Source organism: Leclercia sp. UBA2479, assembly GCF_002341985.1.
GTDB lineage: Bacteria > Pseudomonadota > Gammaproteobacteria > Enterobacterales > Enterobacteriaceae > Enterobacter > Enterobacter pneumoniae.
In genome coordinates this window covers 308,104-321,862 of record NZ_DDPB01000013.1, presented here as the reverse complement: position 1 = coordinate 321,862, position 13,759 = coordinate 308,104, and the positions used below count along the sequence as shown (strand labels likewise).

The 13,759-nt window shown below is 55.3% G+C and carries 13 protein-coding genes; 6 read left to right on the top strand and 7 right to left on the bottom strand.

Translation table 11 applies throughout. From position 1 onward, the window contains the following. Positions 1-132: 132 nt before the first annotated feature. Together lpxH and ppiB are read right to left on the bottom strand one after the other, a co-directional pair. On the bottom strand, positions 133-855 hold the full coding sequence (lpxH, locus tag B3B59_RS19385) for a UDP-2,3-diacylglucosamine diphosphatase (RefSeq protein WP_286809775.1): 723 nt from the start codon (positions 853-855) through the stop codon (positions 133-135). Positions 856-858: 3 nt separating this feature from the next. After that, on the bottom strand, positions 859-1,353 hold the full coding sequence (ppiB, locus tag B3B59_RS19380) for a peptidylprolyl isomerase B (RefSeq protein ID WP_040076834.1): 495 nt from the start codon (positions 1,351-1,353) through the stop codon (positions 859-861). A gap of 174 nt (positions 1,354-1,527) precedes the next feature. On the opposite strand from ppiB, the gene cysS reads away from it, so the two are divergent. After that, a complete protein-coding gene (cysS, locus tag B3B59_RS19375; RefSeq protein WP_040076833.1) occupies positions 1,528-2,913 on the top strand; it encodes a cysteine--tRNA ligase in 1,386 nt (461 codons plus the stop codon). A 128-nt stretch (positions 2,914-3,041) separates the two neighbouring features. Here the strand turns inward: cysS and B3B59_RS19370 are convergent, their stop codons facing one another. From B3B59_RS19370 to folD, 5 genes are all read right to left on the bottom strand, one after another. Next, complete coding sequence (locus B3B59_RS19370) at positions 3,042-3,566, bottom strand: metal-dependent hydrolase (RefSeq protein WP_286809774.1); 525 nt, start codon at positions 3,564-3,566, stop codon at positions 3,042-3,044. Positions 3,567-3,637: 71 nt separating this feature from the next. Further along, a complete protein-coding gene (gene malI, locus B3B59_RS19365) occupies positions 3,638-4,654 on the bottom strand; it encodes a Mal regulon transcriptional regulator MalI (protein WP_046884407.1) in 1,017 nt (338 codons plus the stop codon). An 84-nt stretch (positions 4,655-4,738) separates the two neighbouring features. Next, complete coding sequence (locus B3B59_RS19360; RefSeq protein ID WP_046884406.1) at positions 4,739-6,238, bottom strand: PTS transporter subunit EIIC; 1,500 nt, start codon at positions 6,236-6,238, stop codon at positions 4,739-4,741. Positions 6,239-6,772: 534 nt separating this feature from the next. After that, complete coding sequence (ybcJ, locus tag B3B59_RS19355; RefSeq protein ID WP_040076829.1) at positions 6,773-6,985, bottom strand: ribosome-associated protein YbcJ; 213 nt, start codon at positions 6,983-6,985, stop codon at positions 6,773-6,775. A 1-nt stretch (position 6,986) separates the two neighbouring features. Further along, positions 6,987-7,853 (bottom strand): bifunctional methylenetetrahydrofolate dehydrogenase/methenyltetrahydrofolate cyclohydrolase FolD, encoded by an 867-nt coding sequence (gene folD, locus B3B59_RS19350; protein WP_040076827.1) that lies wholly within the window; start codon positions 7,851-7,853, stop codon positions 6,987-6,989. A 321-nt stretch (positions 7,854-8,174) separates the two neighbouring features. Here folD and fimA point away from each other — a divergent pair, with 321 nt between their 5' ends. The 5 genes from fimA (at position 8,175) to sfmF (ending at position 13,741) form a co-directional block, all read left to right on the top strand. Next, positions 8,175-8,738 carry a type 1 fimbrial major subunit FimA gene (gene fimA, locus B3B59_RS19345; RefSeq protein WP_046884405.1) on the top strand — a complete coding sequence of 188 codons (564 nt, stop codon included), beginning with the start codon at positions 8,175-8,177 and terminating at the stop codon, positions 8,736-8,738. Between the two features lie 226 nt (positions 8,739-8,964). Next, positions 8,965-9,630: a type 1 fimbria chaperone FimC gene (fimC, locus tag B3B59_RS19340; RefSeq protein WP_154298756.1), complete on the top strand. Its 666-nt coding sequence runs from the start codon at positions 8,965-8,967 to the stop codon at positions 9,628-9,630. A 14-nt stretch (positions 9,631-9,644) separates the two neighbouring features. After that, complete coding sequence (locus B3B59_RS19335; protein WP_286809773.1) at positions 9,645-12,209, top strand: fimbrial biogenesis usher protein; 2,565 nt, start codon at positions 9,645-9,647, stop codon at positions 12,207-12,209. 19 nt (positions 12,210-12,228) lie between these two features. Further along, entirely contained in the window at positions 12,229-13,227 is a 999-nt protein-coding gene (fimH, locus tag B3B59_RS19330; protein ID WP_286809869.1) for a type 1 fimbria D-mannose specific adhesin FimH, read from the top strand. After that, positions 13,220-13,741 carry a fimbria assembly protein gene (gene sfmF, locus B3B59_RS19325; RefSeq protein WP_286809772.1) on the top strand — a complete coding sequence of 174 codons (522 nt, stop codon included), beginning with the start codon at positions 13,220-13,222 and terminating at the stop codon, positions 13,739-13,741. Before fimH ends, sfmF begins: the two co-directional genes overlap by 8 nt. Positions 13,742-13,759: the final 18 nt, after the last annotated feature.

Below are 13,759 nucleotides of genomic sequence, written 5' to 3'. Positions count from 1 at the left end.
TTAAGCTGTTTTGTTTGGGGTAGGGCGTTGTTGCCCTGATGTGAATAATGATAGGCCGACCAGAGTGTGATTAAAATCAAAACAATTTGCGCGTGCAATTCAAAATATTTGAATGATTTTTAGGCGGGGATTTTAGAACGGAAACGCGATGAGTTCGACGCCGTCCGGGGTCACTTTGACCATCGAGCCTTCCGTATGCCAGGCACCTAATACTACACGGTGGGCAGGCTCGCCGCGGACGATAAGGTTATGCACGTCAGGACGATGGGTATGGCCGTGAATCAGCCAGTGAACCTGGTGCTTTTCCATCACGCGGACAACCGCCTGGGGGTTCACATCCATGATGGTCATGGATTTGCTGCTGTTAGCGGCTTTACTGCCCGCACGCATTTTGGCGGCGATGCGATTGCGGATAAACAGCGGCAGGGCGAGGAAGAGGGCCTGGATCCAGGGGGTATGAACTTTAGCGCGAAACGCCAGGTACCCGGTATCGTCGGTGCACAGCGTATCACCGTGCATGATCAGCACCTTGCGGCCATAGAGGTCCAGCACTTGCTCTTCGGGCAGCAGGGTCATACCGCTCTCGCGGGCAAAGCGTTGACCAATCAGGAAATCACGATTGCCGTGAATAAAGAAGCAGGGCGTACCGGCATCGACCAGCGCTCTGATGGCGGCAGCGATTTCGCGGTGCAGCGGGTTAGAATCGTCATCGCCAATCCAGGCTTCGAACAGGTCACCCAGAATATAAAGCGCATCGGCGCTTTTCGCTTCACCGCGTAAAAAACGCAGAAAACCGGCGGTGATCGCCGGTTCTTCTGTTTGCAGATGGAGATCTGCAATAAAGAGTGTCGCCACGAATTATTCGCTGACGGTCACGCTTGTAATCACAACGTCTTCTTTTGGAACGTCCTGATGCATGCCGCTACGGCCAGTAGAGACAGCTTTGATTTTATCAACCACGTCCATCCCTTCTACCACTTCAGCGAACACGCAGTAACCCCAACCTTGCAGGCTCTCACCGGAGAAGTTCAGGAAGTCATTGTCTGCTACGTTGATGAAGAACTGAGCAGTGGCAGAGTGAGGAGCCTGAGTACGGGCCATCGCCAGCGTACCACGGGTGTTTTTCAGACCGTTGTTCGCTTCGTTTTTGATCGCTTCTTTGGTCTCTTTCTGCTGCATGCCAGGTTCAAAACCGCCGCCCTGGATCATAAAGCCGTTGATCACACGGTGGAAAATGGTGTTGTTGTAGAAACCTTCGCGGCAGTAGTCCAGGAAGTTTTTAACTGTTTCAGGCGCTTTGTCATCAAAGGTTTTGATTACGATATCGCCATGATTAGTGTGGAAAGTAACCATTTTTGCATCCTGTTCTGTTATTGCAGTGCTTCGACCCCGGTTCGGGCCACATATAGGGGCTTGTTATAGCATAACCACTGGACGCGATCACCTTGCATTGTGTGCTGCTTCGATGATGAATAATAGGTATGATAAGAAAGTTTCTATCCACACACGTCTCATATGGAACCTTCGATGTTAAAAATTTTTAATACAATGACGCGCCAAAAAGAGGAATTTAAGCCTATCCATGCCGGGGAAGTCGGCATGTACGTGTGTGGTATTACGGTTTACGATCTCTGTCATATTGGCCATGGCCGTACCTTTGTTGCGTTTGACGTGGTTTCGCGTTACCTGCGTTTTTTGGGCTACAACCTGAAGTACGTGCGTAACATCACCGACATTGACGATAAAATCATTAAGCGTGCTAATGAAAACGGCGAGAACTTTGTCGCGCTGGTCGATCGGATGATCGCCGAAATGCACAAAGATTTTGATGCGCTGAATATCCTGCGCCCGGACAACGAGCCGCGCGCCACCCACCATATCCACGAGATCATCGAGATCACCGAGAAACTGATCGAGCGCGGTCATGCCTATGTGGCTGACAACGGCGACGTGATGTTCTCCGTGCCGACTGACCCGGCATATGGCCAGCTCTCTCGCCAGGATCTGGAGCAACTGCAGGCTGGTGCGCGCGTAGACGTGGTGGATGTAAAGCGTAATCCGATGGACTTCGTCCTGTGGAAGATGTCCAAAGCGGGTGAACCGAGCTGGCCGTCGCCATGGGGCGAAGGCCGTCCGGGATGGCACATCGAGTGTTCCGCCATGAACTGCAAACAGCTGGGTAACCATTTTGATATCCACGGCGGCGGATCGGATCTGATGTTCCCGCACCATGAGAACGAAATTGCCCAGTCCACCTGCGCCCACGGCGGCGAGTACGTCAACTACTGGATGCACTCCGGGATGGTGATGGTCGATCGTGAAAAGATGTCCAAATCACTGGGCAACTTCTTCACCGTGCGCGACGTACTGAAGTATTACGACGCGGAGACCGTGCGCTACTTCCTGATGTCTGGCCACTACCGCAGCCAGCTGAACTACAGCGAAGAGAACCTGAAGCAGGCTCGTTCGGCGCTGGAGCGTCTGTATACCGCGCTGCGCGGTACCGATAAATCTGTCGCACCGGCCGGCGGCGAGGCGTTTGAAGCCCGCTTTGTAGAAGTGATGAACGACGACTTCAACACCCCGGAAGCCTACTCCGTGCTGTTCGATATGGCGCGTGAAGTAAACCGCCTGAAAACGGAAGATGCCGCGGCCGCGAATGCGCTGGCTGCCCATCTGCGTAAGCTCTCCGCGGTGCTTGGCCTGCTGGAGCAAGAGCCGGAAACCTTCCTGCAGAGTAGCGCGCAGGCGGACGACGGCGAAGTGGCGGAGATCGAGGCGTTGATTACGGCTCGTCTGGAAGCGCGTCAGGCGAAAGACTGGGCGGCAGCAGATGCAGCGCGTAATCGTCTGACCGAGATGGGTATCATTCTGGAAGATGGTCCTCAGGGGACGACCTGGCGTCGTAAGTAAGTTCTCCCCCTCACCCTAACCCTCTCCCTCAGGGAGAGGGGATCGTCCGGTTTTCTCCCTCACTCCGTGCCAGCGGGCATCGTCCGCTTTTCTCCCTCTCCCTGGGGGAGAGGGCCGGGGTGAGGGCCTCAGCGCGCACGCTTCCACCACAATACCCCCATTAACACCACCCCAGGCAGCCACACCCACAGCAGTTCCGAAATGATCACCTGATGCCCGTACGGGGTGGTATAGCGCGACAGCGCAAACGGCGCGACCTTAATCACCTGCCAGGGGGCGAAAAAGCGCTCATCCGACCAGGGCCACAGCCAGCCAACCCCTTTGCCTCCGGTCGTGATCGAATCCAACAGACTGTGCGACAGCAGCGATACGGTTAAAAACAGCCAGCAGCGAATCAGCCCGGCCCTGAACCATCGTCGACCCGCCCAGACGCAGAGTAGCGGAAGCACAAATGCAAACAGCAGGGAGTGCGTAAAGCCGCGATGACCAAAAATATTGCCGTAGGCCACGCCGAACTTAAAAGAGAGCACGTCGGCGTCTGGCAGCATGGCCAGCACCACACCGGCAAACAGGAGGCGAGGAGGAATAACGCGGGTGCCGAGCCCTAAGCCCAGGCAGAGAGGTACAGCAGCATGAGTGATAATCGTTGGCATGGTCATTTCCCACGGTAAATCATGGAAATATAGCAGGCTTTACCCGCCGCCAACCAAAACGAATTCTGAATTCAGGCCGATTCCCGGGCAATGAGCTGGCCCGAGAGCGTAATACGCTGAGTTTGCAGATCGGGCTCCTTCAGCTTGCGCATCATTAAGCCCGCGGCCTGACGTCCGGTCTCTTCACTGGCGGAGGAGACATAGGTAAACGACGGCGAGGTGAGATTAACGTGCAGCATATCTTCAAAGCCGACAAGGGCGACCTGCTGAGTCAGAAAGACATCTTTGCCCACCGTGCGCCCCACCTGATGAATACCGGAGATCGAGCCAATCATCGCATCGGGTGAATGGCAGAGCAGGGCGGTGATGGTATTGTTTTTTTCCAGCAAATGGCGGGTGGCGAGCCCGGCGGCGCGGGTGTCGTCGCTACAGGCCGGGGCAAACTCGTCACGATTAATCAGCCCATACTGGCTCATGGCGCTGCGAAAACCGAGCAGCCGCTGCTCGCGAATCAGGCAGTTTTCCTGCCCGCCGATATAGGCAATATTACGGTGACCCCGCTCAATCAGGTAACGCGTTGCAAGATTCGCCGCCTGGCGATTATCCCGCAGCACCAGATTACAGGGTTCATCCAGAAAAGATTGCGAGACGGCGACCAGCGGAAGGGGGCATTGACGAATCTGTTCGGGTAAACGGGCATGCTGCGTATCGGAAGATAAATAGATCACCCCCGCCACGCCCTGCTGTTTAAATGAAAGCAGGCAGCGTTCAAGATGTTCTCCATCGTTTTGCGGCTGCCCAAGAAAGACCATATAGCCCTGTTTTTCCAGCTCTTGCACGACGCTTGCCATCACTTTGATAGAAAAGCTGTCGCTAAAATCACGCAGAATCAGGCCGATCAGGTTGGAGGTGTTGGCGCGAAGGTTAGCAGCGGCGACATTATGAACATAGCCGAGCGTATTGATGGCAGCATGGACTTTCTCAATCGTTGCCTCTGAGATTTTCCCTTTCTGGCGTAGCACCAGCGAGACGGTGGATACCGAAACGCCTGCCTCTCTGGCGACATCAATAATGCTGACTTTCTTCAAACTCGCTCCCTGAAATTTCCACATTATCAGCCTGTTCAGACAACGCCTCCCAGATTACAGGAGACGTGTCAGCCAGGCATCTTATTATTTTCCGATCAGCGTGCTCATAGTCTGGGCGATAAATTGTGCCCTGGCACCAAAGATCACCTGAATCCCCTTATCGCCAACGAAGACCACACCGCGTGCCCCCAGGCCGTTAAGCCCGTCTTTATCCACCTCATCGCCTTTGGCCACTTCCAGACGCAGACGTGTGATACAGGAGCCGACGGAGTCAATATTGTTCGCCCCGCCCAGCAGCGCAATGATTTCGGTGGCAAGCTCAGTATCGGTCTTGTCATCGGTTGTCGCGCTCACGTCAGTACGGCCCGGTGTTTTCACGTCGAAACGGCGGATCACAAAGCGGAAGGTGAAGTAGTAAATCAGCGCCATCGGAATACCGATAATCACCGCGTTCAGGAAGTTGGTCTGGTAGCCGTTAAACGACGGCAGGATCCCGAACGACAGATAATCGATAAAGCCCGCAGAGAACGATTTGGCGATATGTGCATGCATCAGGTACATGGTCATATAGGCCAGACCCGCCATGATGGCGTTGAAGACGTACAGAATCGGTGCCACGAAGATAAAGGTAAACTCAACCGGCTCCGTAATCCCCGTCAGGAAGCAGGTCAGTGCGGCAGAGAAGAGAATACCGGCCGCGATTTTCTTATTCTTGGTGTGCGCTTCGTGATACATCGCCAGACACGCCGCAGGCAGCGCGAACAGCATCAGCGGGAACTCGCCCTGCATGAACTTACCGGCATTCTGGTAAGTGTCGCTGCTGAAGGATTTAGTCCCTTCTTCCAGCATCTTGAACCAGATGGTCTGGTCGCCGTGGATCACCTGGCCCGCCTGGGTGGTGTAATCACCGAAGGAGTACCAGAACGACGGGTACCAGATATGGTGCAGACCCAGCGGGATCAGCGCACGTTCCACCAGACCGAAGATAAAGGTCGAGGCCGCCTGATTATCGCCGTTTACCACTACCGAAAGCGCGTCGATGCCGGACTGGATATGCTGCCAGATGTACGGCAGCAGCAGGCCGAGCAGGAACGACAGAAATGCTGTCGCAATCGCTACAAAACGCTTACCGGAGAAGAAGCCGAGGAACTCCGGCAACTGCATGGTATGGAAGCGGTTATAGCACCAGGCGGCGAGAATACCGCAGATCAGGCCGCCAAAGACGCCCATCTGCAGAGTAGGAATGCCGACCACCATGGCGTATTTACCGCCCTGAGAGGCCATCTCCGGCGTGATGCTCAGTAGCGTGCCGATGGTAATGTTAGTAACAAATACCGACACTGCCGCAGAGAGCGCAGCGATGCCCGATTCTGACGCCAGACCCACCGCGGAACCGATAGCGAAGAGCATGGGCAGGTTATCGAAAATAACCCCGCCCGCATTCATCATCAGCGGCAGATGGAATTTATCCCCGAACGCCAGCAGCAAGCCGGCAGCGGGAAGCAGTGAAATTGGCAGCATTAAGGCGCGGCCAATCATCGATAACTTAGACAACGATTTAACAAACCCTGATATCAGACTCATGCTGAAATCTCCCCCGAGAAGCGCTTTTTTCGCGCTGTTATAGTAAGTATAACGTTTTAGTAGAACGTTCTACTTATCGTGAGGAAAGGTGGAATTACGCGCAACTAAATTTTCACATTTCAACAAACGAAATAGTGATTCTTTGAAGTCGATCGATAATTAACCGTGATGGGGATGGGGGATAAAGTGAGAGGAGAGCGGTTTGTTCCCCTCACCCTAACCCTCTCCCCATAGGGGAGAGGGGACTGCCCGGTGCGGTTTTCTCCCTCGCCCCTGTTAGGAGAGGGGACTGCCAGGTGCGGTCTTCTCCCTCGCCCCTGTGGGGAGAGGGGGCTGCCAGGTGCGGTTTTCTCCCACGCCCCTGATGGGAGAGGGGACTGCCCGGTGCGGTCTTCTCCCTCGCCCCTGTGGGGAGAGGGGGACTGCCCGGTGCGGTTTTCTCCCTCGCCCCTGTGGGGAGAGGGCCGGGGTGAGGGGAAATATACACTCAGTATTTAGGCCCGGTAAGCGTCGCGCCACCGGGCATCACACGCCTCAGGCGGTAACAGTCACGCTCTGGCCTGCAAAACTCACGGTCTGTCCCGCAACAATCTTGCAGCGTTTGCGGGTCTCCACCGCACCATCTACCGTAACCAGACCTTCAGCAATGACGATCTTGGCCTGCGCGCCGCTCTCGCTCCAGCCCTCCAGCTTCAGGAGATCGCACAGCTCTACGTGTGGGTGTTTACCTAATGAAAAAGTGGCCATCTTACGCTTCCTCTACGTCGTGATACTCTTCGCATGCTTGCAAAGTATTTTGAATCAGTGTTGCTACCGTCATCGGGCCTACGCCGCCCGGCACCGGGGTGATGTAAGAGGCGCGCGCGGCGGCATCCTCATAAACCACATCGCCCACGACTTTGCCGCTCTCGAGACGGTTAATGCCTACGTCCACCACAATCGCACCTTCTTTAATCCACTCACCGGGAATGAAGCCAGGCTTGCCGACGGCGACGATCAGCAGATCCGCGTTTTCAACGTGTTGACGCAGATTTTTGGTAAAGCGGTGGGTGACGGTCGTGGTACAGCCAGCCAGCAGCAGCTCCATGCTCATCGGGCGGCCAACGATATTCGAGGCGCCAATCACCACGGCGTTCAGACCGTAGGTATCAATGTTATAGCGCTCAAGCAGGGTAACGATACCGCGTGGCGTGCAAGGACGCAGACGCGGCGCGCGCTGGCACAGGCGACCAACGTTATACGGATGGAAACCGTCCACGTCTTTATCGGGTGCGATACGCTCCAGAACCTTCACGTTGTCGATGCCTGCAGGCAGCGGCAGCTGAACCAGAATGCCGTCGATCTCTTTATCAGCGTTCAGGGTGTCGATCAGCTCCAGCAGCTCTGCTTCGCTGGTGGTTTCCGGCAGATCATAAGAGCGGGAGACAAAGCCCACCTCTTCGCACGCCTTGCGTTTGCTGCCGACATAAATCTGGGATGCCGGGTTACTGCCGACCAGCACAACAGCCAGTCCGGGGGCGCGTTTACCGGCCGCTGTACGCGCCTTCACTTTTTCCGCGACCTCAGAGCGCACCTGCTGCGCAATCGTTTTACCGTCAATAATCTGTGCTGCCATCAGAGAGAGGATTCCATCTGTAAGGTTTAAAGGGGGGATTGCCTATATTTTGTCAGAAGCGAGCGCTGCTGTCAGTCACCCATTGCGAGATTTCCTGATCGCCTCCCGGCTGAGCCATTCAGTCCCTGCGTTTTGTACGGTTTTTTTCTTAGGGATGATTAAGACCAGACCTGGGCCATTTACAGCGTTTGGGCATATTTAAATATGCCTCAAGAGGCTACTTTAGCGTTGCCAAAAATAAGCGTTCAATCCTCATATTGAATGCCTCATTTATTCCCGCTATTTGTTGGGAAGGGTATTTTATATTTTAAAGGAATAGACATGAAAATAACCTATGCTGCATCTGTTGTAATTGCTTCGCTGACCTTTTTTGCTGGAACTGTTCAGGCAGAAGAGACGAAAACACCAGTATCCGTAAATGGTGGCACTGTTCATTTTACGGGTGAATTAGTGAATGCCGCCTGTGCAGTGAATACCGAATCGTCAAACCAGACGGTCAACCTGGGCCAGTATCGTACGGCGAAGTTCACAAAAGTCGGTGATACCACCAGCAATGTTCCCTTCACTATTGAGCTGAATGATTGCGATCCGACCGTAGCGACGACGGCCGCCGTGGCCTTTACCGGCCAGGTTGATGCCACCGATAAAACGCTGCTGGCCGTCTCCTCCGGCAGTAATGACACCGCTGCAAAAGGGGTTGGGATTGAAATTCTCGACAGTCAATCCACCACGCTGCCACCGGATGGCGCCAGCTTCTCGGCAACCCAGGCACTGATCAAAGGGACCAATACCCTGAACTTTGCCGCGCGCTATAAAGCCACGGCGGCAACTACCGAGCCGGGTCAGGCCAACGCTGACGCGACCTTCGTCGTTAAATACGAATAAGCCTGACAGCAGGGAGGATGAAGGTCTCAGGGAGGAGGCCCGACTGTCTGGATTGAGTATCAGAATGAACGCTAAGGAGCATGATTTGGGTTGCTCCTTACTATTGAGTGCAGTGGCGTGGGGCTGGCTATTTTTAGCTCCGACTGCAGCCACTCGTGCCTGACATACCTGCGAATAAATAATTATAGGCTCCGCTGTGAAATATGTATTTTTTAAACCAGGGTTCATCGTATTTTTATTCTGTCTACTGGTATCGCTGCCGACATACGCTGCAGGTGGAATTGCACTGGGTGCGACTCGGGTTATTTATCCTGCCGAAGCGAAACAGACTTCACTGGCTATTACCAACAGCCACAAACAGGAACGTTATTTAATTAATGCCTGGATTGAAAATGAGCAGGGAACAAAAGAAAAATCGTTTGCCGTCACGCCTCCGCTGTTCGTCAGCGAGCCGGATAGCGAAAATACCTTGCGCATAATCTATGCGGGCCCTGCGCTTGCGAAGGATCGTGAGTCGCTGTTTTATCTGAACGTGAAGGCGATTCCGTCGGTTGATAAAGCCAGCATTGAGGGAAAAAACGTCCTGCAACTGGCGGTGCTGTCTCGCATCAAGGTCTTTGTCAGGCCGGGCAATCTCGCCATGCAGCCCGATGAGGCGCTGTCACATCTGCGCTTTGAACGGGTGGGTAACCAACTCAAAGTCAGTAATGCCTCACCCTATTACATCACGCTGGTCAATCTACGCCTCGGCGAACAGCGAGTAGAGAATCTGATGATTGCGCCAGGGCAGTCGGCACAACAGCACCTTCCGTCCGGTGCCGGCAACATGCTGAGCTGGCAAAGCGTGAATGATTATGGCGCGATAACTCCCGCGCGTAGCGTCAATCTTTGAGCCTGGTTCGAATCATGCACACTCAGCGAGGGCTGCCTGGTCTCATCGCACTGGCCTTAATCGTCAACTGGCCGCAGACGGGGCGGGGCGAAAGCTACTTTAACCCGGCATTTTTATCCGATAGCGCGGCAGACGTCGCCGATTTATCGCGCTTTGAGCAAGGTTATCAGCAGGCTCCGGGCCTATATCGGGTCGATATCTGGCTCAATGAGGCCTTTATTGGGACGCAGGATATCCGCTTTGAGAGCGCGTCTGAACCGGTTCCCACCGTGGCGGGAGGGCTGGCGCCCTGTATCACGCGCGCGCTGCTGGAGCGGTTTGGTGTAAACCTTGCGGCATTTCCGACACTCGCCGGCGCGGAAGGAGAACACTGTGTTCCGCTGACCCAAGTGATTGCGGGAAGTCAGATCATCTTTAATTTCGCCGCGCAGCGGCTGGACGTAAGCCTGCCGCAGGTGGCAATGCAAAATAGCGCGCGGGGATACATCTCTCCTGAGCAGTGGGATAACGGTATTCCGGCGGCATTGTTGAATTACAGCTTTAGTGGCAATCGCGGTAGCGACGACGACAGCTATTACCTCAATCTACAAAGCGGGCTGAACTATGGGGCCTGGCGATTACGTAATACCGGGGCGTGGCGCTATACCCGCAGCAACGGAACGCGGCACAGCGAATGGCAAAATATTGGAACCTGGGCGCAGCGTACGCTGGTGCCGCTAAAAAGCGAGCTGGTGCTGGGAGACAGCAATACGGGTAACGACGTCTTCGACAGTATCGGTTTTCGTGGGGGGCGACTTTACGCTGCAGACAGCATGTACCCGGACAGTATGCAGGGCTACGCCCCCACCGTGCGCGGTATCGCCAGGACCCCGGCCAAAGTTGTCATCCGTCAGAACGGATATGTCATTTATCAAAGTTACGTTCAGCCCGGTGCCTTTGCCATTACCGATCTCAATCCCACCTCATCGAGCGGCGATCTGGAGGTGACGGTGGAGGAAAAGGAGGGAAGCGTCCAACGCTATAGCGTGCCCTATTCCACGGTCCCTCTGTTGCAACGCGAAGGGAGACGAAAGTTTGACCTGGTCGCCGGCGCCTACCGCAGCGGTAATCAGGGGCAGGATACGCCGGTATTTGCGCAGGGCACGCTGCTCGCAGGTCTGCGCGACGGTTATACCCTCTACGGTGGCGCGCAGGTTGCCGCACGTTATAGCGCTCTGGCGCTGGGGGCGGGCAAGAATCTGGGGGAGTGGGGAGCGGTCTCGATCGATGTTACGCATGCCCGTAGCCAGCTTGCCGACGAGAGTCGCCATCAGGGCCAGTCCCTGCGCTTTCTCTATGCCAAATCATTAAACGGCTATGGCACAAATTTCCAGCTGCTGGGCTATCGCTACTCCACTAAAGGGTTTTACACCCTGGATGATACTGCCTGGAAATCGATGGAGGGTTACCAGTATGGCGAAAGCCTGACGAAGGACGGCGTGCCGGATGTGCAGAGCTATCACAACCTGGCATGGAGCAAAAAGGGGCGTATTCAGCTCAATATCTCCCAGTCACTGGGGGAGTGGGGGTCGGTCTATCTGTCCGGCAGCGAGCAAAGCTACTGGGACACCTCTGAAACTAACACCTGGTATCAACTCGGCTACGCGGGTGGGATGCAGGGGATCAGCTACGCCTTTACCTGGGCCTGGAGCCGGGCGGCGGGCATTGAAGGCACCGACAGGATTGCCTCTTTTAACGTCAGCGTGCCTTTCTCGATCTTTATGGGCAGAGGCTACCGTCGCGATAACGCCCTTGAACGCGCGTGGGCGACCGCCTCCGCCAGCCGCAACAGTGACGGGCAAAGCAGCTGGCAAACGGGCGTGAGCGGCACGTTGCTTAAGGATAAGAACCTGAATTACAGCGTGATTCAGGGGCACTCCAGCAGTGGAGGCGTAAGCGGAAGTGCCAGCGCGAACTGGCAGGCAGCCTGGGGGAACCTGGGCGCGGGGTATAACACCAACCGCGAAAAACGCGACTGGAACTGGCAACTGGCGGGCGGCGTGGTGGGTCATGCCGACGGTATTACCCTGAGCCAGCCGCTGGGGGACACCAACGTTCTGATCAAAGCGCCGGGCGCATCGGGCGTCAGCATTGAAAACCAGACCGGGGTAAAAACCGACTGGCGTGGCTACGCCGTTATGCCTTACGCCACCGTGTATCGCTATAACCGCGTCGCGCTGGACACCAATTCTATGGGTAACAGTATCGATATTGAAAACAACGTAAGCAGCGTAGTGCCGACCCGGGGGGCACTGGTGCGGGCCAGCTTTGATACCCGTATTGGCGTGCGCGCGTTAATGACCGTTACGCGATCCGGCAAACCGGTGCCCTTCGGCGCGCTGGTACGTGAGAACCAAAGCGGTATCACCAGCATGGTGGGTGATGATGGACAAATTTACCTTAGCGGATTGCCGCTGGCGGGAGAGTTAATGATTCAGTGGGGTCGCGATGTGCAGTCTCAGTGCCGGGCACAGTACCGGCTGCCTGACGATAGTCAGGAAAGGAATATCACTCTGGCGGAGGTGGAGTGTGAACCATAAAGGGCAATCTCGGCGCGCCATTGCCGGGGCGGTGTTAAGTGGCCTGCTGGCGCTGAGTGCCCTCCCGGCCAGGGCAGCCGTGTGTCAAAACGTGGACGGCGGGGCGAAAGATATCTCGTATGACCTCTCAGATGTCTTTAACAGCGCCAATAACAAACCCGGCCAGATCATCACGCTTTCCCAAAAATCCGGGCTGGTGGGGGTGAATGCTATCTGCCCGAAGGGCACCACCGGTAAATCGACAATGCGAAGTTATGTGACCGATCTGCCTGTCACCAGCGTGGAGGATAATTACCAGTACGTAAAACTGAACGATTATCTGGAGGGGGCCATGCAGATACACGATGATTTTGCCGGCACCTTCTATCCGCCCGCTAATTTCATCCAGATGGGACAGCACCCCAACGTGCCAAAACAGAAAGCCTTCCCGGTGACGGACTCGAAGCTGATTTTTCGTCTGAAGGTGACCCGGCGGTTCATTAACCTGGTGGTCATCCCACGTCAGACCATGTTTCGGGTTTACGTCACCACCGCGAAGGGCGATCCCTTAACCACGCCGGTGTATACCATTAGCTACAGCGGAACCATACAAGTGCCGCAAAGCTGTATGTTGAACGCCGGCTCGATTGTGGAGTTTGATTTCAAAGAGATGGCGGCCTCCCTCTTTAGCGAGGCGGGGGCAGGAAATCGTCCGCAGAAAATTTCGCCCCAGAGTAAAACCATTGCCATCAAATGCACTAACGTCGAGGCGCAAGCCGCGCTGACCATGCGTATTGAAGCGGATAAGGTGGCGGGCAATGCGCTGGTCTCCGACAACCCGGATCTGGGATTTGTCGTGGCGACGGAGGGCGGCACGCCGCTTACGCCAAATACACTGGCAAGCAAGATCCCGTTCCGCCTGGATGATAACGCTGAGGCGTCAGTGGCTATTCGCGCCTGGCCGGTGAGCATTACCGGCATTAAACCGGCGGAAGGGAAATTTACCTCGTTGGGCTATCTACGCGTGGATTATGAATAAGATAAAACCTCTGATCGTCCTGGTCACATTATTAACGCAGGGTTTCGCCAGTGCCAGTAACTCCCTCGGTCAGGTGAATATCAAACTCTCTGGCACCATCGTGGATTTTACCTGCGTGGCAGAGGTGGGCGACAGCGTCAAATCCGTGCCGCTGGGGCGCTGGTCGACTAAACAGCTGAGTACGACGGGCAGCCGAACCCCGGCGGTACCCTTTAGTTTGAAACTGGAGGGCTGTCCGCCGGGCGCGGCATCGTTAACCTTCACCGGCAAAGCCAATGCGCAAGATAGCGAACTGCTCGCACTCAATGAGGCTAGTCATGCCAGCAATGTTGCCATTGAGATCCGCAATCAGGATAAAACGCGTTTGCCATTGCAGCAGGCCAGCCATGAGGTGAAAGTGGATGCGCAGGGGCATGCCGTTTTGCAGTTTTATGCTAATTACATTGCCACGGCCAATGACCCGCAGCCGGGGCGTGCCGATGCCGATGCGACTTTTGTTATCAATTATTACTAATACCGTTGCCAGGCCCTG